Genomic DNA, 22624 nt, shown 5'->3' on the forward strand with positions numbered 1-22624 from the left:
GGCCGAACGTCACGGCCGGACGAGCACCGTGGCGACGGTGACGCCCGCGTCGTGCAGTTCGATGTCCACCGAGCCGGGAACGTCGACGGTGAAGCGGAACTCCTGGTCCTCACCGACCGCGACGGGGAAGGTGTACTCGGGCACGGAATGCACGTGGAGCTCGTCGACCGCGTCGCTGTCGACGGTCAGCACGATCTCCCGGCCCACGGTGCCCTCGACCCGCTCGTCGGTGGGCGTGACCTCCCCGCCGGCGATGCTGACGTCGATGTCGGTGGAGTCCGTGTCGGTGGCCTGCTCGCTGTCGCTCTGGACGACGGTCGTGTCCACGGTGGACGAGACGTCGTCGGGTGCGCTCGGCGTCTCGCTCTCCGAGCCGCAGCCCGCCACCACCAGTCCCACGGCGGCCAGCGTCGTCAGCAGTCGGCGCGTCCTCGTCGTCACACGTCCCCCTCGTCGGACTTCTCGGGCCGTCCCCGGCCTTCTTCTCGGTCGTTGGCGGCGGCGAGGTCGTCCTGCGCCGCGGCCTCCTCGTTTTCGGCACGCTCCGCACGTCGGTCGCGCACCACGATGAAACCCACGACCCCCGCGATGATCAACGCGGGGACGAACGCCGGCACCGCCAGAATCAGCGGGTGGTCCGCCATCCAGACGGTGCCGGGCGGTGGTTCTGTGACCGTCATACGCGCGTCCGGGGCCGCTCGTCGGTGCTCGCGGTGTTGCCGGGCGAGCGCAGGCTGATGCGCGCCGCACCCCAGGCCAGCGCCCACAGCAGGGCGAGGGAGCAGGCGAGCACCACCAGCGAGGCCGCGGTGAACAGCCAGGCCGGGTGATCGAAACTGCGCTCGCGCTGGAGCAGCTTGGTCTCGTACTCGAGGGGGCGCGTGAACTCCGCGAGCGCGGGCACCTCCTCGGCACCGATGCCCTCGTCGGCAGCCATGAAGATGGGCGCGCCGGCCATGGTGCGGCCGTCCTGCACGCGCAGGAAGGTCTTCCACGTGCCGTCGACGGGCATCGGACGGGTGGAGCGGTACTCGCCCGGTCCGGTGCGTTCGAGGTTGTCGACGACCAGTCCGTTCAGCGTGTCGCCCGCACCCTGCCACGCGAGGAGCGAGACCCACTCGGGGTCGTCGGAGATCAGGTCGGACGGGGAGATCTGCACGGTGGCGTTCACCATGCGGAAGCCGTCCTCCCGCGGGGCGTCGGTGAGCTGCACGGTGGCCTGCGCGTTCTGCGGCACGTCGATCATGAGTCCGTTGGCGACGCTCGCCGAGCAGACCACCACCATGCCGAGCACGATGGAGCGGCGAATCGCGGGGCGGGGCAGTCCGTCTCCGCTGAGGGCCTGCGCGAACAGTCCGGCGGTGAGGCCGACCAGCACGCCCGTCGGGATCGTGGTGGCGAGGGCCTCGAGCCACATGCTCGTCGGCCACGGGTAGAGGTACATGGCCTCGACCCACAGCGATTCGAGGTAGACGCCGACGGTGCCGACGGCGAGACCCGCGACGGCGCCGAAGAGCAGACGGCGCTTGGTGAGGGCGGTCAGGCCCAGGATCTCGACCACGAGGGCCATGCCGAGGTAGAGCGCGAACGTGCTGTGCGGCTCGCCGAGCACGGGCCCGACGATCAGCGCGGTGATCCAGCGGACGACCGCGGCGAACGCGACGGCGAACAGCGCGGCGCCCCGGCCGACCATGAGCACGGCGGCGATCAGGGCGAACGCACCGGCGGCCGTGATGAGCAGTGGCTGGAACACGAGGCGGAACTGTTCGACCCCGAAGTCGTACTCGATCTGGAACACCGAGAGACCGATGACGAGGCCGCCGAACGCCGACGCCCGCATGAACCAGGTGATGACCGCCCGTCGACCGGATTCGACGCCGACGGCGGGACGGGTCTCGGTGTCGCCGGTGGGATCGCCGGCGGACTCGGGATCGGTGGCGACGTTGCCGGCCATCGCGACCCGGCCCTCGTGCTCGAGCAGCAGCACGCCGACGAGGGAGAGCCCGGCACCGCCGATGAGCATGAGGTGCGTCGGGCCCCAGAGGGTGACGTCCTGTCCGAAGATGCGGTGCCAGATGTCGTCGAGCGGGAAGCCGATGAGCGCGTACAGGCCCGCGCCGGCGATGAGCAGACCGCCGGTGGGGGCGTACCAGGTACGGGTGATCTTCACGGCCGACGGGCCGGGCTTCTCGTCCAGCGGCAGGATGATCGCGAGACAGCCGGCGATGAAGAGGAAGAAGAGCCCGACGAGGATGAAGTAGTGCGCCGGGTTGGCCAGCGGGCCCTCGTCGCGGCCGCGGCCGATGTGCAGGCTGACGTCCCAGATGAACCCGAAGAACGCCGTGAGGATCGTCGAGATGAACATGACGATCGGCAGCGCCACCCAGCCGGGGCGGTTGGTCTTCTCCCCCGCGAAGTCCGCGAGGCGCTGCAGCCACGTGATGCGGCGGGTGCGATGCATGACCGCGAGATACAGCAGGAAGAGCGAGATCACGCCGGCCGCGGCACTCATGCCGATGACCTGATCCAGCGCGGCTCCGCCGCCCTGTTGTGCGGCAGCGATCAGGTTACTCGAGGTAACACCTACATCGTTCACGACTCGGATTATGTCGGTAACCGGCCCCGAGCACCAGACCCTTCGTCGATTCCACGGCACGAGAACGCCGGCCTCGTAGCCGACCAACGGGTTCTCGTGTGCACACGTGCGAACATATGGGTACTGTCGCGTCCATGTGGACTGTCCTCGGCAACCCGCGATTCCGCCCGCTCTTCGCCGCTCAGGTGGTGGCCCTCGTCGCCACCGGGCTGCTCACCGTCGCCCTCGGCCTGCTCGCCTACGACCTCGCGGGCACCGACGCCGGAGTCGTCCTCGGCCTCGCACTCGCCATCAAGATGGTCGCGTACGTCGTCGTCGCGCCGATCATGTCCGCTGCGGCGCACCGGGTTCCGCGACGCACACTCATGGTGAGCGCGGACGCGGTGCGCGCCGCCGTCGCCCTCGCCCTCCCGTTCGTCGACCAGGTCTGGCAGATCTACGTCCTGATCGCCGTCCTGCAATCCGCCTCCGCGACCTTCACGCCCGCGTTCCAGGCCGTCATCCCCACCGTCCTGCCCGACGAGCGTGACTACACCCACGCCCTGTCCCTCTCCCGCCTCGCCTACGACCTGGAATCCGTCCTCAGCCCCGCCCTCGCCGCGGCCGCGCTCCTGGTGACGAGTTATCACTCGCTGTTCGTCGGCACGCTCGTGGGATTCCTCGGATCGGGACTGCTGGTGTGGCGTGGTCTCGCCCGGCGGGCCGACGCACCCACCGACCCCGCCGACGCCCCGAACCGCCGCGCCCGCGTCACCGCGGGAGCCCGCCTCATGCTGGCCGACCCCGTGCTCCGCGGGCTGCTCTGGCTGAACGCCGTGGTGGCGTCGGGAACCGCCGTGGTGCTCGTCGCCACGGTCACGATCGTCCGCGACGAGCTCGGCGGCGGCGAGACCGCCGTCGCGCTCGCCCTGGCCTGCTTCGGTGCGGGCTCGATGGTCACGGCCCTCGCCCTCCCGCGCCTGCTCGATCGGGTGCACGACGTCCGGCCGGTCATGATCGTCGGCGCCGTCGCGGTGGCGACCGTTCTCGCGCTCGTCGCGGTCGGTTTCACCGTTGGCGGCGGCTGGGCCGTCCTGGCGACCGGCTGGACGCTGCTCGGCGCCGCGACGTCGGCGATCTCCACCCCGACCGGCCGCGTCCTGCGCGATCGCACCGCCGAGGCCGACCGGCCCCTCGTCTTCGCCGCCCAGTTCTCCCTCTCCCACGCCTGCTTCCTCGTCACCTATCCCCTGGCGGGCGTGCTCGCGTCGACACCCGTCGCTGCCCCGGCCACGGCGGCGGTGCTCGCTACACTCACCGCAGCAGCAGCGGCGCGGACCTGGCCGCGCACGGTGGCCGAGCCGGTCCCCGTGTGACTCCGACGAGCAGGGTGGTGACGGCGATGGCCGGCGAGCAGGACCGCACCCGTCCACCGTCGCTGGTTCATCCCGTCGACCCCGACACCGCGCGACTCGACGCCGCCACCAACACCTTTCGCATGCTGGCCGACCCCACCCGCCTGCACATCCTGTGGACTCTGACCGACGGCGAAGCCGACGTGACCGCCCTCGTCGACGCGTGCGGCGCGTCACGCACGGCCGTCAGCCAGCACCTGGCGAAGCTGCGCTTCACCGGACTGGTGGACACGCGCCGGGAGGGACGACGCGTGGTCTACCGCATCCGCGACGGGCACCTCGCACGGTTGGTGCGGGAAGGCATCAACCACGCCGACCACGTCGTCACCGGCGAGCCGCCGCACGAGTGACCGGCGGGCCGCCGCACGAACGACACTGCGTCACCAGCGTTCCCAGTGCACCGCGTCTGTCAACGGTCGCCGGGGCCGCCAGCCGAACCGCTCGAGATCGGGCACGTCCTGCAGCCTCTCGACGGGCCCGACGCACAGCCACGCGACCGGACGCGACGACCCGCCGACACCGATCAGATCGGCTAGGAACGGCTCGTCGTAGAACGACACCCACCCGACCCCGATCCCCTCGGCCGTCGCCGCGAGCCACAGGTTCTCGATCGCCAGCGCCACCGACAGCAAGCCGGTCTCCCGCACCGTCGCTCGGCCGAGCACGTGCTCACCGCCGCGCGCGTCGTCGTAGGTGACGACGACGCCCGTCCCGCTCGTCTCGATGCCCTCGATGCGGATCGGGTCGAACGTCGCCGCCCGCTCCGGCGGCAACGACGCCGCGAAGTCCGCCCGACGCGCGGCGACGTGCTCGGCGAACCGGCGCAACGTGGCCCGCTCCCGCACGACGACGAAGTCCCACGGTTGGGTGTTGCCGACGCTCGGCGCCCGGTGGGCGGCCTCCAGAACGCGCCACAGCACGTCGTCGGGAACGACGTCGCCGGTGAATTCGCGACGCACGTCACGCCGTCGGGCGATCGCCTCGAACACGTCCATGTCCGAAACGGTGCCAGACGGGGCATACAGTGTCGGCAATCGTCTCGAGAAAAGGGGCAAGGTGGTGTCTTCGGCGACGCCCGGACGCGGTCAGCTGACCCGTACGGTCATTCTCCGCGCCGGTATCGACTTCATCGATCGCCACGGTGCGCGCGATCTGACCATGCGTCGGCTCGGATCCAGCCTCGGCGTCGAGGCGATGGCGCTCTACCACTACTTCGCCGGCAAGGACGATCTGCTGGACGGCATCGTCGAGCAGGTCATCGACGATCTGGACAGCGACCCGCACGTGCTCGCGGAGGGCGCGGACGGGTGGCGGGACTATCTGACCCGGCTGGCCCACGGAGTACGCCGCATGGCCCTGGCCCACCCGCAGGTCTTCCCCCTCATCGCGACCCGCCCGCCCGCGGCCCCGTGGGTGCGGCCGCCACTGCGCAGTGTGCGATGGCTCGAGAACTTCCTCGCCAGTCTCATGGGCTTCGGGTTCGACGCTCCGGCGGCGGCATCGGCCTACCGCTCGTACACCAGCTTCCTGCTCGGTCACCTCTTGCTCGAGGTCGCTGGAACCGGCGACGTCGACTCCGCCGAGTCCGGTTCCCTGGATCCAACGGAGTTCCCGACGGTGGTCCGGTTGAAGACCGAACTGTCGCGCGATCCGGGCACCGCCGACTTCGACGCCGGGCTGCAGAGCCTGCTGACCCGACTGGATCCGTTCGTGCACGGACACAGATCCCGTGGCGGTGAAACAGTTCGCCGACGTGAGGGCTCGCCATGACCGCAGGACACGAGTTCAGCGCCACCGGTGAGGTGCTCACCGCTCTCGCCGAGGCGATCAAGGACCTCGACGCCGTGGTCCGGTCCTTCGACTCGCCCGAGGCGAAACTCGCGTCGATCTGCACTCGCGTCGTCGCTGCTGTGCCCGGCGCGGACGCTGCGGGGGTGACCGTTCTGCGTGCCGGGTCCACCACCACCGCCGCCACCACCGAGGCGTTCGTCCTGGCCATCGACGCAGCGCAGTACGAGCAGCAGGAGGGTCCCTGCATCGACGCGGCGGTCACCCGCACCATCGTGCGCGCCGACCGCACGCAGGCCGCCGAGCGGTGGCCTGCCTTCGCCCGCGCCATCGAGCTCGTGGACGTCACGAGCTTCCTGTCCGCCCCCATCACCGCCGGCGAAGAGTACGTCGGCGCCCTCAACCTCTACGGCCACCACGGGCATGATTTCGACACCGTGGACGAACAGGCCCTGCGCGTCTACGTCCGGGCCGCGCAGTCCGTCCTGTCGGCCGACGAGCGCGCCGTGCGGGCCGCTCGACGCGTCGAGGGGTATGCCGCCGCCATGGAATCGCGCGCCGCGATCGAGCAGGCCAAGGGCGCGTTGATGGTCACTCTCGGCGTCACCGCCGACACGGCGTTCGACCTACTGCTCTGGCGGTCCCAGACCACCAACGTGAAGGTGCGCGACCTGGCCGAGCAGTTCGTCACCGACCTGGCGAAGCTGGACACGGCGCCCGGCGCGTTCGCCGACGAACTCGGCAAGCTGCTCATGACGGTCCACCAGCGCGTGCTCGAGCAATAGACGGGTCCTCGCCGCGTCGGAGCACTCAACCGCCGGTGGAGTCCGAGGTGTCCTGCCCGCGGTGGAAGCGCGCCCGCCGCTCGGTGACCTCGACGGCCAGGTCCTCGACGGGCCGGCGCGCCGCGTAGGCGGCCGCGCGCAGACGCGAGAGGGCCTCGTCCGGCGACACCGACAACTGCACCATGATCATGCCCACGGCCATGTCGACGTGCGGGCGCAGCCGGGGGAAGCCCGGATCACCGGACTCGCTGCGGGCCACCATGTCGAGCAGGGTCCGGGCGATCTGGGCGGCACAGTGGTCCACTGCGTCGAGCTGCCGCGCCGTCAACGCCCCTGCCCCTTGGCGGTGCAGCTCCAGCACCCCGATGGGCGCCCGCGCCGCGGAGAGCGGCACGGCGACGATGCTGCCCACGCCGATGCGCGTCGCGTCACCGGAGAATCCCGGCCAGCGGCTGTCCGCTCCCCGCGCCACGTCGTCGACGAGGACGGGCGACCCCGTGCGCAACGCGTCGAAACACGGGCCGTGACCGGTGGCGAATTGCAGATCGTCGAGGGCCAGCGCGACCTCGTCGGTGGCGTAGAGAAGGTCGTGCGCGGCATTGCTGATCAAGGCCACCGACGCACCGTCACAGGCGGTGTAGCGCACCAACGGCCGACAGAGATCGGCGAGCGCACGGACCGCGTGGGCCCCGTCGGTGCGCCACATAACCGTGCTCCCAGTCCTCGACCGCCTCGTCGACCATCGAGTGCCCCCACGGCGACCTTCTCAACCGGGACGACGGCATCCGATCGACCGGCAGTCGACGACGCCGGGTCAGTACGCACCGTCGCTGGATGCGACCGCCTTGATGGTCTTGAGCACGATGAGCAGGTCGCCGGTCATCGACCAGTTCTCGACGTAGCTCAGGTCGAGGCGAACCGCTTCCTCCCAGGACAAGTCCGACCGACCGCTGACCTGCCAGAGGCCGGTGAGGCCCGGCTTGACCAACAGGCGTCGTCGCACGTCGCCGTCGTACGTCTCGACCTCGCGGCGCAGCGGCGGACGGGGACCGACGATGGACATCTCGCGTCGCAGAACGTTGAACAGCTGCGGCAGCTCGTCGATGCTCAGCCGACGCAGGACGCGTCCGACCGCGGTGACCCGCGGGTCCTCTCGCATCTTGAACAGCACTCCGCCGTCGCTGTCGTTGAGGGCGAGCAGATCCTCGATCCGCGCGTCCGCGTCCTGCACCATCGAGCGGAACTTGATCATCTGGAACGGCGTGCCGTCGAGGCCCATGCGCTCGGACCGGTAGAAGACCGGACCGCGGCTGGTGACCTTGATCAGCACCGCGACCACCAGGAACAACGGCAGGACCGCGAGCAGCGCGGCGCAGGCGAACACCAGGTCGAACGCCGTCTTCCCGAACCGGCTGGCGCCGTTGTACTGCGGCTTCTCGACGTGGATCAGCGGCAGGCCGGCCACCGGCCGCATGTGCAGGCGCGGACCCGCCACGTCGACCACGCCGGGCGCGACCACCAGGTCGACGTTCTTCTTCTCGAGGTCCCACACCATGCGACGGATGCCCTCGTGGCCGATGTGGTCGGTCGCGGTGACGGCAACGGTGTCCGCGCCCGACGCCTCGATGGCCGCCAGCACGTCGTTCTCGTCGCCGAGGATCGGCAGCGACAGCCCGTCCACCGACAGCTGCTCGTCCGCCACCTGCTGGGTGCGCGGGAGGCAGACGCCGACCACGGCGTAGCCGGCCGACGCGTCGCGAGCGAAGGACCGGGCCATCGCATGGGCGGACGCGTGACTGCCGACGATGACCACCGACGTCGTGAACCGGCCCTCGCGCCGCTGCCGGGCGAGGTGACGGCGGAACAGCCAGCGGGAGACCAGCAGGCCGGCCAGGCCGAAGGGCAGCGCGATCGCGAGATACCCACGGGCGAACTCGATGCGCAGAAGCAGCGAGACGATGGCGACGAGGCCGAACAAGCGGAACGTGGCCGAGAGAATGCGCCGGTACTCCTCGGCGCCACTGCCCAGCACGCGCGGCGATCGCGTCCGGAAGATGGACAGGAACGCGAGCCACGTCCCGGCGAGCACGACGGACACCACCGTGTAGTCGATCGATGCGATGGACGCGAGGTGGGGTGCGCCGAACCGCACCACCTGCGCGCAGACGACAGCCGCGATCACCACCACGGTGTCGATCAGTCGCACGCGGTCGATCAGGCCGCGTTCCCACTCACGGCGCGACGTCACTCGGCGGGGGCGGCGAATTCGTCCGGAGGTCGACGAATTCTCGCGCGAAGTGTCGCCGAGCGACACACTTTCCGCGAAGTTGGGTGCAGACACGCGCGAACCTTTCGAGCCGAGAACGGGCACGGCCGGTTCATCGATCCGACTCGTCAGTCCGTTACCTTATTGCCTGTTCGCAGGACCTGCACAGTGGAGCACAGTGGTCGCGCTCACATAGTTGGATCTCACGAAAAGCAACCGATCGAACGACGCGATCGCCCAATTCAGTTCTTTCGCCCGCTGACGAAGAAAACGATTCGGGAGGCGACATCCACGATTTGATCGGCATATCGCTCGAAATACCGTCCCAGTAACGCCACGTCGACCGCATTGACGACGTCCGGTCCGTCCTCGGCCACCACCCGATCCACGACGACCGACTTCAGTTCGTCCACCCGATCGTCCATCCGATCGAGGTCCTCGACGTGTTCGAGTTCGCTCGACTGCAGCGCCGCCACGATGCGCTCGCACATCTCCAGACACAGCCGCGCCATTTCCTCGAACGGCTCGATCAGATCGGTGGGAACAATCGGCTCGGGAAAGCGGCGGCGCGCCGCCTCCGCGATGTGAACGGACAAACCGACCATTCTCGCGAGGTCGCTGCTGATTCGGACCGCGGAGAAGACCCGGCGAAGATCCGCGGCCACCGGCGCCTGAAGGGCGAGCACCTTGACGGCCTCGTCCTCGCACCGCGTGCCGAGTTCGGCCAGCGCCTCTCCGCGCGCGATGACCTCCTCCGCGGCCCGCAGATCCGCGTCGAGCAGCGCCCGACTGGCCTGCCGCATCGCCTCCTCGGCGCCGATGGCCAGTTCGCACAGATCGGCGTTCAGGTTGCCCAACTGGGCGGTGTACGCATTTCTCATCGTCGACTCCCGACTGTCGAGACCACGACTCCTCGCCCGGCGTGGGATACGCCCGGCTCGGGTCCGCGGTGCCCGTTCACGCGGCAGCCACGTTTCCTCGAGCCGCTGACGTCTGTCCGTTCCGCACGCCGAGGCGCGCCCCGATCACACGAGACCGAGAGCGCGCACGTCGGCCGCGGGCACAGCGCGAGAGTAGAGGAAACCCTGGACCAGCGTGCACCCATTGTGCCGCGCCGACCTCGCCTGTTCCTCCGTCTCGATCCCCTCGACCACCACGCTGCGCTCGGTCACCGAGGCGAAGCCCGTCAACGCGCCCACCAAAGTGTCGCCGTCCGGCGAGCCCATGCGGTGGCTCAGGGCCTTGTCCACCTTGAATCCGTCGACGGGCAGCTCCATCAGACGCTCGAGGCTCGAATGACCGGTCCCCAGATCGTCCAACACCACGCGATAACCCCGCAGTCGGAGATCCCGCACGAAGGCCACCGCCCGCGGCGAGTCCGTGTAGGACCGGGTCTCGGTCAATTCGAAGACGACGCGCTGCGGCGGCACCGCCGACGCGGCGACGATCTCGTCGAGCTGCTCGACGGACCTGGCCACCCCGAGATGCCGAGCGCAGAGGTTGACGTGGAGATCGAGCGTCGGCACGTCGGTCAGCCATTCAGCGAACGCCGCCAGCGCGCCGGCGAGCACCGTGTGATCGACGTCGATCTCGAGGTCGGTGTCGGCGACGGCGGAGAAGAAATCCTCCGGCGGCACCACGTCGACACCGGTACGCGTCGGCCGCAGCAGACGCGCCAGCGCCTCGAACGCGACGACGTCCCCGGAGTCGAGATCGACGATGGGCTGGAACCACGGGACGATCTCGCCCTCGCCCAGGACCGCGCCGGGACCTCGGGGCGCCCACGTCGACCGACCGTGCCCGCGGATCGCGTCGAGGTGCGACTCCACCAGGCGCGCGAAGTCGGACAACGTCGACAGGACGTAGTCACCGGCGGGATGCGGCTCGGTGTCGACGACGCACAGCGTCCCGATCACCAACCCCTCCCGCCCCACGAGCGGTACGGCGACGTAGGACCGGTACTCGAGTCGCACCAGGTTGGCCGCCGCGGCGGCGGCCAACGGGTCCGTCGACCGCGCCTCCCGACGGCTGTCACTGATCGCGACGGACCGACCCGCGTCGACGACGAGGGCGCAGGTGGCGTCGTCACGGGGCATCACGGTCGGACCTCGATCGCCGTGCTGGGCGACGGTGTACTGCCGGTCCTCGTCGATGATGTTCACCATGGCGGTGGCGAAGCCCAGGGTGGTGGCCGCCAGCGACAGCAGGGTGTCGAGCGAGGGGTCTTCGACGGAGAAGTCGACGTAGTTTCGTGCCGACTCGCTGCGACGGCGCTGTGCCGTTCTGAACATCGGCCGCTCCGTTCCGTCGAGTCGTTCCCTTTGCCTGCCGCACCGGTCACGCGCGCCGATGCGACGTGACCGGGATCACGAGTTCCCTCGCGCATGGATTCGGTACCACTGATGCGAGGTATCGGTGCGGAGAAGAAAAAAGTTTCCACTTCTCCGTCGCCGGTCCAATTTACCTGGTCGTAAACCGTCGTCGTGACCGGTCTGTGACGAACTTCCCGTGGCGGCCGTGTGAGAGAGGGCCCGGCAGTGGGTACAGATCGCGCATGACGGCAGGGCTGGCGCAGCACACGGACACCGCGGAGGCGATGCCCGCCCCCGAATTCGCCCTGGTCGACATCCCGGCCGAACCCCGACGGCTGTCGTCCGTGCGTACCGACGTCCAGCGCTGGCTCGAGACCCACGGGATCGACGACGAGCGATGTCAGGACATCACGCTGGCGACCTACGAGGCGCTGGCCAACAGCGTCGAGCACGCGTATTGCAGCGACGCCGCCCGTGACGACGCCTGCACCGTGACGCTGCATGCCGTGGTCACCGACGACCGCACCGTCGCCGTCGATGTCGCCGATCACGGCCGGTGGATGGACCACGAGGACGATCCGCGACGGGGCCGTGGACTGCCACTCATCCATGCACTGGCCGATCACGCCACCGTCGACACCTCCCCGAGGGGGACCGTCGTGGCGATGCGCTGGCACCTGTAGCTGCCGCGCGAGTTCTGCCACACGATCGAGTCCGCATCCGCGGATCCGCTGATGCCGGCGAGACAATGCGGGAAAACTCGCACGGGCCTAGGACGCGGACGCGAACCGGTGCTGCGCCGACACGGTCCGCGCCGCCAGAACCGCCGCTCCCCGCGCCGCCAGCGACTGCGGCTCCGCGGGCATGACCAACGCCTCGCCCCACTGCTGCGCGAATACGCCCCGCACGAGCGGCAGGTTGGCCGGCCCACCCACCAGCACCACCGTGTCCACGCGGCGTCGGCCGCGAGCCACCACGTCGTACACCCACGACGACACCGCGGTCACCGCATCGAGCACCAGGCGATCGACCGTCGTCCGGAACACCGTCACCGATCCGCCGAGGAACGGGCCACCCACCTGCACCGCACGGTGCACCGCGAGCATCTCCAGAGCCCATTCGACCCCGTCGTCGAGAGTGGCGTCGGCGCTCGGGGTGCGCGGGGCAGAGGTGCCGTAGGCCGAGAGCAGGTGTTCGCGAACGGCTGCGGCCACCGTGGCTCCGCGGAACGCGTCCGACCACTCGGCGTCGTGCACGATCCCGCTGCCGACGTCGACCACGGACACCGACGTCCCGGACTTCCCGATGTCGACCACCGCGATCGTGGACTGAGGTTCCACCAACCCGCGCTGAGTCAGGTAGGTCAGCTGGGCGCCGAGCTCCGACGCGACCCGCACGCACCCACCCTCGTGCAGAACGGTCGCGGCGGACCCGACCCGGCAGCGCGGATCGTCCGGGACGACCAGGACAGCGCTCTCGCGGTTGCCGGCGTGACGTGCGCAGACCGAATCGACGATCTCCACCGCGGCCTCGAGCCGGTCACGCCCCCGAGGAACCGTGACCGACTCGGTGCCGAGCAGCGCACGACCCATCGGGTCCATGATCGCCGCACGAACTGCGGATGCACCGAGAGAGACCCCCACCACTGCTCGCATCTGCCCGCCCCGTGTCGTCGCCCTGCGCCGTCGGGACGAGCTTAAACCTGCACGGCGGATGCACCGTGCCCAATTTGTGGGGTTTTGGTTTGTTTCACTACCCGGCGTTCACTCGCCGTCGATGGACGCGTCGTTCGGCCCCGGGTCGGGCTCGGGTTCGTTCGGGGTGGACGACTCGGTGTCCGTGGGCTCCGCCGTTACGACGGGCGGGTCGACCGTGGTGCTGCCACCACCGGTGCTCGGAGTCCCGCCGCCCGTACCGGGCGAGCCGGTGCCGGGGGTCCCGGTGCCCCCGCCGCCTCCCGCGGTTCCACCGCCGGACGTGCCACCGCTCGAGGCGCCGCCACCGCCCGACGTGCCCCCGCTCGACGAGCCGCCGCCGGACGAGGTGCCGCTGCCAGAGGAAGGCGACCCGCCTCCGGACTGGGGGCGCGGCACGGACGGCGCATCGGGACGCGCCGCCTGCGACCCCGGGGGCGCGGGCACGGCCAGGCGAGGCTCGACCGCTCCGGCAACCCCACCGACTCCGGACTCCGCGTTCTCGCTCTCGGGGGACGACGACGGTGCCGGTGCGCTCGACGGCGGCGTCGCGACGCCGGGGGTCGGCGGGGCGTCGGTGCCCGTCGTTCCGTCCGATCCGTTCGAGGTCGCCGACTCGACCGCACCGGGCGCAGGCTCCGACACCACGCGGGGCGCGGTGGTGGCGGCCCAGACGGTGACGGACGCCGCGATCAGCGCGGCGGCGACGCCCGCTCCGACGACCGCCATGCCGCGCCGCCGCGGCGAGGCGGGCGGCGGCGCATCGGGCGCGTCGGGAATGAGGACGGGGGCGGCGACGGTCGCGCCACGATCCGCCCACAGCGCCGCATCCACCGGCGCGCCGTAGCGACCGTCGGGGTCGACGCTCGACAGACTGTCGAGATCGACGAGCGCGACATCGGCGAGCAGGTGGTGCTCGAGTGCGCGAGACACGCTGTGCCACAGGGACGGATCGCCGAGCGCGACGGCGGTGCGATGCACGCCGAGGTCGGCACGCTTGGCCCGCAACGACATGACGCCGATCGCGGCGGCGACCGCGTCGCCGACGTCCCCGTCGCCGAGACGGGTGGTCCGCTCGTCCACCGGGCCGAGCTGCGGCAGGTCCACGTCGACGAGGGCGGCCGTGACCGAGTCCTCGTCGACGACGACCCCTAGGGCGATGTGCATGCGCGCAGCCTTCCGTGACCGCTGGTGACGATGTCCATGTCAGTGAGTGGGGGTGGTGCGTGGCGTCGTCGGAGCCGACGACGTGCTGGTGCGAACGGTCGTGGTCGCCGCCGGCGGGGATGTGGTCGCCGATGTGCCGGGCGCCGAGGTCGAGGCCGGGGGACGCGGCGTCGGGTGGTCGTCACGGTCGCGGGTGGGCGTGGTGTCCCGGCCACCGCCCCCGTTCGCCGCCGAGGACCGTCCGGGCCCGCTGGGGCCGCCCGCGGCGGGCGCAGTGTCCGGTCGCGCCGACGACGGCGCCGAAGCGGACGGCTGCCGCGGATCCGTCGACGTGGTCACCGGCGGGGGTGAGGTGACGGTCCCGGCGATGTCCGTCGCAGGGAGGGTGGGGGCCGTCGTGGCCGTCGTGGTGTCGGTCGACGTCGGAGCCGGCGCGGCGCCCTGCGGGCGGGTCTGCGCGGGAGTGGCGTCGGGCGTCGACACACCCGAGGTGGCCACGACGCGATCCGTCGCACGGACGTCGACCGGCCCGCGCTCCGACGCCCCCGCTGCCGCGCCGAGGGTGGCGACGGCCACCAGGGCGACGGTACCGGCGACGGCGGCGACCCGCGGGGATCGACGACGCCCGGCCGCGGCGTGGGCGCCGATCGGCGCCGGACCGGTCTCCACCGCTTCTACAGCGGGGCGCTCGACCACCGGAACCCGTTGTGCGGGAATGCTTCGCGGCGTCGCGAAGAGCCGGGCCGACGGGATCACGGTGGACAGGTGGGCGGCGCCCATTGCCGAGAACGCAGCGGGGTGCCGCGGCGCGCGGACCGGGGCGGCGGTGCGGTGGGCGACGACGCCGACCACCGACGTCGATTCCGCGCACCCACCGACCAGCAGCACGACCTGCGCGCCGAGGCGCACCGCGTCGTCGATCAGGGGTTGGACGCGCGCCTCGCAGTCGGCCACGATGGCGTCGAACTCGCTGCGGCGCAGGCGAACCGGGTCGGTCACGAACGGTCCGGACAGATCGACGGCCCGTTCGGTCCCCAGCATGCGCACGGCTCGATCGGCGGCCGCGGCGAGGCCGGCCATCTCGGCGGACCCGCCGCGCTCGGCGGCGCCGTAGGTGGACCAGAGGTACGCGGTGACGGCCATGGTGAGGGCGTCGCCGGAGAACTCGTCGGTGCCGACACTGGAGATCAGACGCCCGGTCAGCGTGTCCAGCACGTGGATTCGCGTGCCCACGCGGCCGACGTCGACCACCGCGATCACCCGCGCGTCGTCGACGCATCCCTCGACTCGGGCCGCCGCGAGGAACGCGTCGCACTCCCCGACCAGCCGCACTCCGCCGCGGCCGACCCAGTCCTCCGGATCGCCGCCGATCGCCATGACCGGCGCGTCGTGACCCGCGGCCGCAGCCAACTCCAGGGCGGCGTCGCACGCGTTGTCCAATGCCCGGTCCATGGACACGGGGCGTTCGGTCACCGCGAGCAACTCGCCGGTCTCGGACACCGTCGCGCCGCGGACGACGCCGGTGCTCATCGTGACACCGAACAATTGGGCTGGCATGAGTCACCACCATCGGTCGTGAATACGGACAGACCGATAGTACGGGCTCAAACCGGGCGTATCAACGTAATGGCCGGATGAAACCGACCGAAAGTCTAGGTTCGGAAGTTCAAGTAGGCCTTCGAGGGCGTCGGGCCGCGTTGTCCCTGGTACTTCGATCCGAGCGTCGACGAACCGTACGGCCGCTCGGCCGGGCTGGACAGCCTGAACAGGCACAACTGGCCGATCTTCATGCCCGGCCAGAGGGTGATCGGCAGGTTGGCCACGTTGGACAGCTCCAACGTGATGTGGCCACTGAAACCGGGGTCGATGAACCCCGCCGTCGAATGTGTGAGGAGTCCCAGACGTCCCAGGCTCGACTTGCCTTCGAGGCGACCCGCGAGATCGTCCGGCAGGGTGATCGCCTCCAGCGTCGACCCCAGCACGAACTCGCCCGGATGCAGCACGAAGGGCTCGCCCTCCCCCGGCTCCACCAACGTCGTCAGATCGTCCTGCTGCTGCTTCGGATCGATGTGGGTGTACTTCGAGTTGACGAACACCCGGAACAGCGAATCGAGCCGCACGTCCACGCTCGACGGCTGCACCATCGACTCGTCGAACGGGTCGACACCCAGTCGCCCGGCCGTCACCTCGGCCCTGATGTCACGATCGGAAAGCAGCACGCGGCCAGGCTACTGACCCGCCGCGACCTCCTGATAGCCTGGGCGCTGCACGGCCCCACCGGTCGCGCGCGCCGATGTAGTTCAATGGCAGAACATCAGCTTCCCAAGCTGAATACGCGGGTTCGATTCCCGTCATCGGCTCCACCGGCCCTCTCACCCGGCCCCGTTCCAACCGCGCCCGTACGCTGCGCGCATGACCGAACGCGTCGTCTCCTCCCGCCTCGATCTCGAGGTCACCGATCCCACCACGCTCGAACTGCAGATCGCGGTGGCTCCACTGCCGGGTGCGGACGTCGTCGACACGTTGTCGATCACCGTCGACGGCGAGCCCGCCGAGGTGACCGAGTTCGCCGGATCCCACGGCACGCGGGTGCACCGACTGCCCGTGGAGAGCGGGAAGGTTCTGGTGCAGTACGACGCCACCGTCACCGGACTCGCCGATCCCGCCCCGACCACCGAGCTCGAACGCGCCATCTACCTGCGGCCGAGCCGCTACGCCGAGGCGGACAAGTTCTTCGGGTTCGCCGCCACCGAGTTCGGCAGCATCGAGGACGACGCGGACGTGGTGACCGCCGTCGCCGACTGGGTGGGTGCCCGGCTCAGCTACGTGCCCGGCAGCAGCGACCCCATCGACGGGGCCGCGGACACACTCCTGGCCGGGGCCGGCGTCTGCCGCGACTACGCCCACCTGGTCGTGGCGATGCTCCGCGCGCTGAACGTGCCGGCCCGACTGGTCGCCGTCTACGCCCCCGGGTGCGATCCGATGGACTTCCACGCCGTCGTCGAGGCGATGGTGGGTGACCGGTGGCTGGTGGTCGACTCGACGGCGCTGGCCCCGCGGCAGACGCTGGTGCGGATCGCCACGGGACGGGACGCCGCCGACACGGCGTTCCTGACGAACTATCGCGGGGCGATGACGCTGAACTCCTCCGAAGTGACCGCCGTGGTGACGGAGGGCCTGCCCGTCGACGACGGAACGGAGGCCGTGGTCCTGCGCTGACCGGACGCCTCGGACGCGGGGTTACTGTTACCCGAGGGACCGAACCCGTCCCTGCCACTCGGGGCCGAGGGAAGCGGAGCGACATGAGCGTCCAGCACGAGGCGGCGGAGCCGAGCACCCCGGACGAGGTGCCGTTCTCCCCGCGGCCGGTGGGCCTGCCGTCGACCGATCCCTTCTACCGCGCGCCGAAGGGGTTCGAGAGCGCGGAGCCCGGTGACGTGCTGCGGGCGCGACGGGTGGAGGTCGGGCTGTTCTCGCTGGTCCCCCAGCGCATCGATGCCTGGCAGCTGCTCTACCGGACGTCCGACCTGCGCGGCGATCCGTCCACCGCGGTGACCACCGTGTTGCTGCCTGCGGGAGCGCGACCGGACGAGACCAGGCCGGTGGTGTCCTATCAGTGCGCCATCGACGCTGTGAGCGAGCGATGCTTCCCGTCCTACGCGTTGCGACGTGGCGCCCATGCGCTGGGTTCGCTGCCGCAGGTGGAGATGGTGGTGGTGCGCTACGCGTTGCGACGCGGGTGGGCCATCACCCTGCCCGACCACGAGGGTGCCGACGGGCGGTGGGGTGCGCCGGTGGAACCGGGCTACATCACGCTCGACGGCGTGCGCGCCACCCTGTCCTTCGAGCCGGCCGGACTCGGCCCGAGCAATCCCGTTGCGTTGTGGGGCTACTCCGGCGGCGGACTCGCGACGTCCTGGGCCGTCGAGGCCGCGGGCACCTACGCCCCCGAACTGAACATCGTCGCGGGTGCGCTCGGCTCACCGGTGGGCGATCCCGCCTCGGCGTTCACACGCCTGAACGGCGGGCTCTTCGCCGCGCTGCCGACGATGGTGGTCGAGGGACTGCGCCGGACCTACCCGGACCTCGCGCGGATCATCGACGAGACGGTGGCCGAACCGGGTCAGGACATCCTGCGCCGCTTGCAGAGTCGGACCACGTTGCACGCGACCCTCGCGCTGATGATGCACGATCTCGATCGCTACACCCGAGTTCCCCTGGCGGACATCATGGCCCGGCCCGAACTCGTGCAGATCTTCCAGGACATCCAGCCGGGCAAGTCGGCGCCGACGTTCCCGCTGATGATCAACCAGGCGGCGTACGACTGGATCATCGCCTGCGACGACGTCGACGGTCAGGTGCAGCGCTACCGCAAGGCCGGGGCCCACGTGCGCTACGACCGCGACCGGCTGGCCGACCACATCTCGCTGCACCCGCTGACCGCATCGGTGGTCATGGAGTGGCTGGCGGATCGGTTCGCCGGGCGGCCGTTGGACGCGCCGTCGGACACCACCCGCTGGTCGACCGCACTGACTCCGAGGGGGCTGCGCGGCCTGCTCGGCCTGGGCGTGTCGACGGGACTGGCCGCCCTGGGCCGCTGACCGCTCTGCCCTGGCCGACGGGCCGACGCGACTCAGCCGGCGTCGTCGGTCTCGGCCGGTGGTACCGAGTAGCCGGGGATGTCGTCCGACTCCGTCCCCGACTCGTCCGGCTCGGCCGCTCCGGACTGCTCCCCCGAGTGCGGGGTGCCGAAGTCCGGTGGGCCCATGGCCTCGCCGTATCCCGACGGGTCCGGTGTCGTGCTCTCGCTCATGGCAGTCCTCTCGATCCGGTGGTCACGCGCCGAGCTTGGCGACGACGTCGGTCAGGGCGGCGGCCGCGCGGGCGACGGCCTCGGAATCGGGCCGGTCGCCGAGCTCGCGAACCAAGGCTGCGCGGGTGGTCACCAGCAGGTCCTCCCCCTCGTCCTCGGTCACGACCACCTCGGACACCCCTCCGGAACCCCCGCCCGAACCACGCAGCACCAGGACGGCGCCCTCGGCCCCGCCGAGCAGGTCGTCGACGTCCTCGGGGCGCACCTGCGGCGTCACGGCCGTGCCTCGTGCCCACGGCGCCCGTGGGTGCGCCGGTCCTCTTTCATCTCGGCCTCGAACACGTGCCGCCGACCGTCCATCAGGCGTTCCCGGATCCGCCGCTCGTGGTCGCGCACGGTGGTCCAGTAGCCGTCGTCGAAGTCCTCGACGATCTGGAAGGTCCACCGACCCTCGAGCACGTTGCGCCCCACCACGTTCCGCTCGAGCTCGTCGGCCTCGTCGGGGTGGCCCGCGTCGCGCAACGCGTCGGCGGCCTCGCCGAGGGTGAGGTCCGCCCGGCCCATCATCTGGTGGAAGTTGTAGAGGGCGCCGCGAGCGCGCTCCACCCATTCCAGCGCCTCGGAGACCGACCCCACGGCCTCGACGGTCTCGTCCGAGACCCCCTCCGGCCGTCGATGATCGGCCAGCATCTTCTCGCGATCGTCACTCATGACGGCCGTGTACCCCCGGCCGAAGCGGTCAAGCCCCGCTGCGCTGCGCAATCTCCGCAGACGCCCCAGAAGAAGACGTCGACCCCGTCCACTCGGAAATCGGGCACGTCCGATTCGGTCGGCGCGAGGTCCACTCCCGGCACGATCGCGGTGTCGAACAGACGACGGCAGTGCCGGCACATCAGGTGATGGTGATCGTCGCCCTCGATCCGAAGCTCGTACAGGGCAGCGGAATCGGCCGGCTCGACCCGGCGCAACAGTCCGACGGCCACCAACGCGTCGAGGTTGCCGTACACGGTCTGCCGGGACAGGCCCCGGTGACGCAGGGTGCGCGCGACGAAGCCGGCGTCGACGTGGGGATGCGAGGCGATGACGCCGAGGACCAGCAGACGCGGCACCGTCACGCGAAGACCGCGCTGGTGCAACACGTCCCGCCACTCGGCGTCGGTCGGCCCCGGACGGGGAGCCTGATCTGGTGTCGGATGAACGTCCACGGGCGCCGAATAACCCCGACGAACGCGACCAAACACCCGTCGGTCAGGTGTTCTCGCGCGTCGCCCGAACCTTGCGTCGATGGCTCGTGTCGCAGAACGGGTAGTTCTTGCTTCGCCGACACGCACAGAGCGCCACCATGAATCGATCCGACCGGACCGAGGTGCCGTCCTCGAGTTCGACGTCGACCGGGCCCTCGACCATCACCGGACCACCGGGCACCACCCGCACCCGGCGTACCTCGCGCCCGTCGGACCCGTCAGGCACGGCGAGCTCGCACGACCACCAATTCCTCCGACCGGCGGCCCGGCTCCAGCTTGCCCGACGCCTCCAACCAGGCGGCGCGAGAATGCATGACGGGGCCGAACGCGATGCGACGGCGGGCCGCGACGTCCGCGACGGCACCCGCCGCGGTGAGACGGCGCAGCGTCTCCGGTACGCCGGAGAACTCGGAATGGACGATCAGCATGGTTCCGTCCGGCGTGAGCAGCTCACGGACGGCGTCGCACAGCGGGTCGAGGACCACGCGGCCGTCGTCACCGGCGTCCCAGGCGCGGTGAATCCCGACGCCTTCGGGCCGGTTCGGCGACGGCACGTACGGGGGATTGGAGACCACCAGATCGAACGGCCGCTCGGCGAGCGCGTCGGTCAGGGTGCCGCGCCGGGCGTCCACCTCGGCACCGATCCGTCGGGCGTTGTCGGCGGCGCAGGCCACGGCCCGAGGGTTGATGTCGTAGGCGAGAACCTCGCGCGCGCCGAGCAGCGCGGCCTGGATTCCCAGGACTCCGGTCCCGGTGCACAGATCGAGAACGCGGGCGTCCAGCGGAGCCGCGGCGACCGCCATGACGTCGCAGAGAAAACGCGAATCGTCCTGCGGTGCATACACACCGGGGTGGGCACGGACAAGGTCCATCGCATCGTGGCGAACTGTGGTCACAGAGCTGCCTCTCGTCGGTCTCGCCCGGCGACCGTCCGCTCGGCGGCTCGTGCCGCCGCCCGCTCCCGGTCCGCACCCTTTGCTCGAGTCCGTTGATGGGCATGTCCGCCCCTGGGCCGGGGCGGGTCACCCACGGGATCCCCCCTGGGCGTCACACGCATGCCCCGACCCCGGGGGCTCGAAACCGGCGACGCCGGAAAATGCGCCGACACGGATCTGGCACTCTCCACCCGAGAGTGCTAATCTCGGTGCTGCACAGCTGGTAGGAGCCTCCACGCGGGGTGGAGGCCGCTGATGTGACGGAGGTGAGTGCTGTGCTTCGCTTCGATCCCTTCTCCGACATCGACTCGGTGGCCAAGCAGCTGCTCGGTGCGTCCGCAGGATCGCCGCGCGTGCCCCGGTTCATGCCGATCGATCTCTACAAGTCGGGAGACCACTACGTCCTCAAGGCCGATCTGCCGGGCGTCGACCCGGGTTCGGTGGACGTCGACGTCGACAACGGCATCCTGACGCTGCGGGCGGAGCGCACCGCACCGAGCGATCAGGGCGTGCAGTGGATTACCTCGGAGCGGTTCTCGGGCAAGTACATGCGTCAGCTGAGCCTGGGCGAGGGCATCGACACCGAGGGCATCGCGGCGACGTACGACAACGGCGTGCTCACCGTGACCATCCCCGTCGCGGAGAAGGCCAAGCCGCGTCGCATCGAGATCGGACGCAGTTCCGACGGGCCGCAGCAGGTGGAGACCGGCGGCCGCACCGAGGTCACCTCGGGGCAGTGAGGTCGAGGCGCGCCGGGGCGGGTCGCCCGCCCCGGCTCCGTCCTCACCACCGACGGAGCTCCGGCTCCGTCCTCACCACCTCCGGGCGATGAGGGTGGCGATGCGCGGAATCTCCTCCGGCGGTAGGGGTTCGAGCCCTACCACCACCTGTCGGGTCAGCAGCCCGTCCACCGACATGGCGAACAGTTCCGCCGACGCGGTGGTGGCGGGGTAGCCCGCCTCGGTCATCTTGTCGACGATGAGCGCGACGAAGGCGGCGAGTTGGCGGTCGAAGACCGCCTTGATCTCCGGCCGCACCAGCCCTTCGCCCAGGAGATGATGCCGGGCGATCACGCGCGCGCGGTGGTCGTCGCTGCACATGTCGGTGACGAATCCGACGATCGCGTCGACCACGGCGTCGAGGTCCCAGCGGTCGAGGGCGAAGTGCGCTGCGGCCACCGCCATGTCGCGACGGAACACTTCCTCGAGCGCGAGGGACAGCAGTGTCGCGCGGTCCGGAGCGTGATAGTTCACAGCGCCGGCGCCGAGTCCGGTGGCCTGATCGACGGCGCGATGGGTGAATCCTCGTGGCCCACGCTCGGCCAGAACGGCGACGGCGGCCCGGGCGATCAGCGCGCGACGGTCGGGTTTGGACACGGCCGTCGCACCCTCGTCTCGGCCCCGCGTGATCACGGCCGTGACTCTACGGTCCTGCACGGTGATGCGGGCGCGCACGTCGCATCTGCAACCCGAGTGTGACCCGCAGCGACGGGGACGACCTGTCGGCCGTCACCGCCGCTCCCCCGACTGCAACCCGCCGCCCCGGTCCCGGAGACCGATACGGACCGGGGCCGTCGACGACCCCCGTCACCGGCCGGCGAACCGGCTGACCTGGTGAATTACCCCAAATC

General features: G+C 70.6%; 27 protein-coding genes and 1 tRNA gene. 9 read left to right on the plus strand and 19 right to left on the minus strand.

Going from position 1 to position 22624, the window contains the following annotated elements; genetic code table 11:
• Positions 1-9 precede the first annotated feature (9 nt).
• From A3Q40_RS15430 to A3Q40_RS15440, 3 genes are read right to left on the minus strand one after another with little or no spacing between them, the layout of a single operon-like run.
• Positions 10-441, minus strand: a complete 432-nt coding sequence (locus A3Q40_RS15430; RefSeq protein ID WP_068103456.1) for a hypothetical protein — start codon at positions 439-441, stop codon at positions 10-12.
• Positions 438-680, minus strand: a complete 243-nt coding sequence (locus tag A3Q40_RS15435) for a hypothetical protein (protein WP_068103458.1) — start codon at positions 678-680, stop codon at positions 438-440. Before A3Q40_RS15435 ends, A3Q40_RS15430 begins: the two co-directional genes overlap by 4 nt.
• Positions 677-2596 carry a hypothetical protein gene (locus A3Q40_RS15440; RefSeq protein ID WP_068103459.1) on the minus strand — a complete coding sequence of 640 codons (1920 nt, stop codon included), beginning with the start codon at positions 2594-2596 and terminating at the stop codon, positions 677-679. Before A3Q40_RS15440 ends, A3Q40_RS15435 begins: the two co-directional genes overlap by 4 nt.
• A gap of 134 nt (positions 2597-2730) precedes the next feature.
• On the opposite strand from A3Q40_RS15440, the gene A3Q40_RS15445 reads away from it, so the two are divergent.
• Both A3Q40_RS15445 and A3Q40_RS15450 read left to right on the plus strand, forming a co-directional pair.
• The gene (locus A3Q40_RS15445; protein WP_068106381.1) at positions 2731-3951 is read left to right on the plus strand and encodes an MFS transporter; all 1221 of its coding nucleotides are present in this window, start codon (positions 2731-2733) and stop codon (positions 3949-3951) included.
• Positions 3952-3977: 26 nt separating this feature from the next.
• On the plus strand, positions 3978-4340 hold the full coding sequence (locus A3Q40_RS15450; protein WP_068103461.1) for an ArsR/SmtB family transcription factor: 363 nt from the start codon (positions 3978-3980) through the stop codon (positions 4338-4340).
• A gap of 30 nt (positions 4341-4370) precedes the next feature.
• Here the strand turns inward: A3Q40_RS15450 and bluB are convergent, their stop codons facing one another.
• Positions 4371-4985, minus strand: coding sequence for a 5,6-dimethylbenzimidazole synthase (gene bluB / locus A3Q40_RS15455; RefSeq protein ID WP_068103463.1), 615 nt, complete (start codon positions 4983-4985; stop codon positions 4371-4373).
• Between bluB and A3Q40_RS15460 the strand changes: the two genes are divergently transcribed.
• Both A3Q40_RS15460 and A3Q40_RS15465 read left to right on the plus strand, forming a co-directional pair.
• Positions 4984-5760 carry a TetR/AcrR family transcriptional regulator gene (locus A3Q40_RS15460; protein WP_082833952.1) on the plus strand — a complete coding sequence of 259 codons (777 nt, stop codon included), beginning with the start codon at positions 4984-4986 and terminating at the stop codon, positions 5758-5760. The genes bluB and A3Q40_RS15460 overlap by 2 nt on opposite strands.
• Entirely contained in the window at positions 5757-6563 is an 807-nt protein-coding gene (locus tag A3Q40_RS15465; RefSeq protein WP_068103465.1) for a GAF and ANTAR domain-containing protein, read from the plus strand. The genes A3Q40_RS15460 and A3Q40_RS15465 overlap by 4 nt, the downstream gene beginning before the upstream one ends.
• A gap of 25 nt (positions 6564-6588) precedes the next feature.
• On the opposite strand, the gene A3Q40_RS15470 is transcribed toward A3Q40_RS15465, so the two are convergent.
• The 4 genes from A3Q40_RS15470 to A3Q40_RS15485 form a co-directional block, all read right to left on the minus strand.
• Entirely contained in the window at positions 6589-7269 is a 681-nt protein-coding gene (locus tag A3Q40_RS15470) for a GAF domain-containing protein (protein WP_068103467.1), read from the minus strand.
• A 108-nt stretch (positions 7270-7377) separates the two neighbouring features.
• Positions 7378-8811: a sugar transferase gene (locus A3Q40_RS15475; RefSeq protein ID WP_068103469.1), complete on the minus strand. Its 1434-nt coding sequence runs from the start codon at positions 8809-8811 to the stop codon at positions 7378-7380.
• Between the two features lie 260 nt (positions 8812-9071).
• On the minus strand, positions 9072-9710 hold the full coding sequence (gene phoU, locus A3Q40_RS15480) for a phosphate signaling complex protein PhoU (RefSeq protein ID WP_068103471.1): 639 nt from the start codon (positions 9708-9710) through the stop codon (positions 9072-9074).
• Positions 9711-9854: 144 nt separating this feature from the next.
• A complete protein-coding gene (locus tag A3Q40_RS15485) occupies positions 9855-11120 on the minus strand; it encodes a sensor domain-containing phosphodiesterase (RefSeq protein ID WP_068103473.1) in 1266 nt (421 codons plus the stop codon).
• A 263-nt stretch (positions 11121-11383) separates the two neighbouring features.
• Here A3Q40_RS15485 and A3Q40_RS15490 point away from each other — a divergent pair, with 263 nt between their 5' ends.
• Positions 11384-11824, plus strand: coding sequence for an ATP-binding protein (locus tag A3Q40_RS15490; RefSeq protein WP_068103474.1), 441 nt, complete (start codon positions 11384-11386; stop codon positions 11822-11824).
• Between the two features lie 87 nt (positions 11825-11911).
• Here the strand turns inward: A3Q40_RS15490 and A3Q40_RS15495 are convergent, their stop codons facing one another.
• The 4 genes from A3Q40_RS15495 to dcd all read right to left on the minus strand — a co-directional run bounded on the left by A3Q40_RS15495 (position 11912) and on the right by dcd (position 16221).
• A complete protein-coding gene (locus tag A3Q40_RS15495; protein WP_157889627.1) occupies positions 11912-12733 on the minus strand; it encodes an Hsp70 family protein in 822 nt (273 codons plus the stop codon).
• Between the two features lie 171 nt (positions 12734-12904).
• A complete protein-coding gene (locus A3Q40_RS15500) occupies positions 12905-14002 on the minus strand; it encodes a hypothetical protein (protein ID WP_068103478.1) in 1098 nt (365 codons plus the stop codon).
• 39 nt (positions 14003-14041) lie between these two features.
• Positions 14042-15559: a hypothetical protein gene (locus A3Q40_RS15505; protein WP_157889628.1), complete on the minus strand. Its 1518-nt coding sequence runs from the start codon at positions 15557-15559 to the stop codon at positions 14042-14044.
• Positions 15560-15654: 95 nt separating this feature from the next.
• On the minus strand, positions 15655-16221 hold the full coding sequence (gene dcd, locus A3Q40_RS15510; RefSeq protein WP_068103481.1) for a dCTP deaminase: 567 nt from the start codon (positions 16219-16221) through the stop codon (positions 15655-15657).
• Positions 16222-16291: 70 nt separating this feature from the next.
• Between dcd and A3Q40_RS15515 the strand changes: the two genes are divergently transcribed.
• The 3 genes from A3Q40_RS15515 to A3Q40_RS15525 all read left to right on the plus strand — a co-directional run bounded on the left by A3Q40_RS15515 (position 16292) and on the right by A3Q40_RS15525 (position 18603).
• Positions 16292-16365: transfer RNA gene (locus A3Q40_RS15515), tRNA-Gly, on the plus strand.
• A gap of 49 nt (positions 16366-16414) precedes the next feature.
• Positions 16415-17221, plus strand: coding sequence for a transglutaminase-like domain-containing protein (locus tag A3Q40_RS15520; protein ID WP_068103483.1), 807 nt, complete (start codon positions 16415-16417; stop codon positions 17219-17221).
• 83 nt (positions 17222-17304) lie between these two features.
• Entirely contained in the window at positions 17305-18603 is a 1299-nt protein-coding gene (locus A3Q40_RS15525; RefSeq protein ID WP_068103485.1) for a lipase family protein, read from the plus strand.
• 32 nt (positions 18604-18635) lie between these two features.
• On the opposite strand, the gene A3Q40_RS15530 is transcribed toward A3Q40_RS15525, so the two are convergent.
• From A3Q40_RS15530 to A3Q40_RS15555, 6 genes are all read right to left on the minus strand, one after another.
• Positions 18636-18815, minus strand: coding sequence for a hypothetical protein (locus tag A3Q40_RS15530; RefSeq protein WP_068103486.1), 180 nt, complete (start codon positions 18813-18815; stop codon positions 18636-18638).
• 22 nt (positions 18816-18837) lie between these two features.
• Entirely contained in the window at positions 18838-19092 is a 255-nt protein-coding gene (locus tag A3Q40_RS15535; RefSeq protein ID WP_068103488.1) for a hypothetical protein, read from the minus strand.
• A complete protein-coding gene (locus A3Q40_RS15540) occupies positions 19089-19526 on the minus strand; it encodes a hypothetical protein (RefSeq protein ID WP_068103489.1) in 438 nt (145 codons plus the stop codon). Before A3Q40_RS15540 ends, A3Q40_RS15535 begins: the two co-directional genes overlap by 4 nt.
• Positions 19523-19930, minus strand: a complete 408-nt coding sequence (locus tag A3Q40_RS15545) for a Fur family transcriptional regulator (protein WP_235606328.1) — start codon at positions 19928-19930, stop codon at positions 19523-19525. The genes A3Q40_RS15540 and A3Q40_RS15545 overlap by 4 nt, the downstream gene beginning before the upstream one ends.
• Before the next feature lie 133 nt (positions 19931-20063).
• Positions 20064-20222 (minus strand): CDGSH iron-sulfur domain-containing protein, encoded by a 159-nt coding sequence (locus tag A3Q40_RS15550; RefSeq protein ID WP_068106384.1) that lies wholly within the window; start codon positions 20220-20222, stop codon positions 20064-20066.
• Between the two features lie 55 nt (positions 20223-20277).
• Entirely contained in the window at positions 20278-20931 is a 654-nt protein-coding gene (locus A3Q40_RS15555) for a HemK2/MTQ2 family protein methyltransferase (protein ID WP_157889629.1), read from the minus strand.
• Positions 20932-21269: 338 nt separating this feature from the next.
• Between A3Q40_RS15555 and A3Q40_RS15560 the strand changes: the two genes are divergently transcribed.
• Entirely contained in the window at positions 21270-21734 is a 465-nt protein-coding gene (locus A3Q40_RS15560) for an Hsp20/alpha crystallin family protein (RefSeq protein WP_068106388.1), read from the plus strand.
• A gap of 72 nt (positions 21735-21806) precedes the next feature.
• Here A3Q40_RS15560 and A3Q40_RS15565 read toward each other — a convergent pair whose 3' ends face one another.
• Positions 21807-22406: a TetR/AcrR family transcriptional regulator gene (locus tag A3Q40_RS15565; RefSeq protein WP_162269855.1), complete on the minus strand. Its 600-nt coding sequence runs from the start codon at positions 22404-22406 to the stop codon at positions 21807-21809.
• Positions 22407-22624: the final 218 nt, after the last annotated feature.

The sequence above is a fragment of the Rhodococcus sp. PBTS 1 genome (assembly GCF_001620025.1).
GTDB lineage: Bacteria > Actinomycetota > Actinomycetes > Mycobacteriales > Mycobacteriaceae > Rhodococcoides > Rhodococcoides kroppenstedtii.

Coding starts and splice junctions, on each gene's coding strand:
- A3Q40_RS15550 (WP_068106384.1), bottom strand. CDS start 20,222: ATGGTCGAGGGCCCGGTCGACGTCGAACTCGAGGACGGCACCTCGGTC.
- bluB (WP_068103463.1), bottom strand. CDS start 4,985: ATGGACGTGTTCGAGGCGATCGCCCGACGGCGTGACGTGCGTCGCGAA.
- A3Q40_RS15450 (WP_068103461.1), top strand. CDS start 3,978: ATGGCCGGCGAGCAGGACCGCACCCGTCCACCGTCGCTGGTTCATCCC.
- A3Q40_RS15555 (WP_157889629.1), bottom strand. CDS start 20,931: ATGGACCTTGTCCGTGCCCACCCCGGTGTGTATGCACCGCAGGACGAT.
- A3Q40_RS15505 (WP_157889628.1), bottom strand. CDS start 15,559: ATGCCAGCCCAATTGTTCGGTGTCACGATGAGCACCGGCGTCGTCCGC.
- A3Q40_RS15485 (WP_068103473.1), bottom strand. CDS start 11,120: ATGTTCAGAACGGCACAGCGCCGTCGCAGCGAGTCGGCACGAAACTAC.
- phoU (WP_068103471.1), bottom strand. CDS start 9,710: ATGAGAAATGCGTACACCGCCCAGTTGGGCAACCTGAACGCCGATCTG.
- A3Q40_RS15500 (WP_068103478.1), bottom strand. CDS start 14,002: ATGCACATCGCCCTAGGGGTCGTCGTCGACGAGGACTCGGTCACGGCC.
- A3Q40_RS15490 (WP_068103474.1), top strand. CDS start 11,384: ATGACGGCAGGGCTGGCGCAGCACACGGACACCGCGGAGGCGATGCCC.
- A3Q40_RS15445 (WP_068106381.1), top strand. CDS start 2,731: ATGTGGACTGTCCTCGGCAACCCGCGATTCCGCCCGCTCTTCGCCGCT.
- A3Q40_RS15435 (WP_068103458.1), bottom strand. CDS start 680: ATGACGGTCACAGAACCACCGCCCGGCACCGTCTGGATGGCGGACCAC.
- A3Q40_RS15520 (WP_068103483.1), top strand. CDS start 16,415: ATGACCGAACGCGTCGTCTCCTCCCGCCTCGATCTCGAGGTCACCGAT.
- A3Q40_RS15465 (WP_068103465.1), top strand. CDS start 5,757: ATGACCGCAGGACACGAGTTCAGCGCCACCGGTGAGGTGCTCACCGCT.
- A3Q40_RS15525 (WP_068103485.1), top strand. CDS start 17,305: ATGAGCGTCCAGCACGAGGCGGCGGAGCCGAGCACCCCGGACGAGGTG.
- A3Q40_RS15495 (WP_157889627.1), bottom strand. CDS start 12,733: ATGGGTCGTGCGCTGCTCGGCACCGAGTCGGTCACGGTTCCTCGGGGG.
- A3Q40_RS15470 (WP_068103467.1), bottom strand. CDS start 7,269: ATGTGGCGCACCGACGGGGCCCACGCGGTCCGTGCGCTCGCCGATCTC.
- A3Q40_RS15540 (WP_068103489.1), bottom strand. CDS start 19,526: ATGAGTGACGATCGCGAGAAGATGCTGGCCGATCATCGACGGCCGGAG.
- A3Q40_RS15530 (WP_068103486.1), bottom strand. CDS start 18,815: ATGAGCGAGAGCACGACACCGGACCCGTCGGGATACGGCGAGGCCATG.
- A3Q40_RS15460 (WP_082833952.1), top strand. CDS start 4,984: ATGTCCGAAACGGTGCCAGACGGGGCATACAGTGTCGGCAATCGTCTC.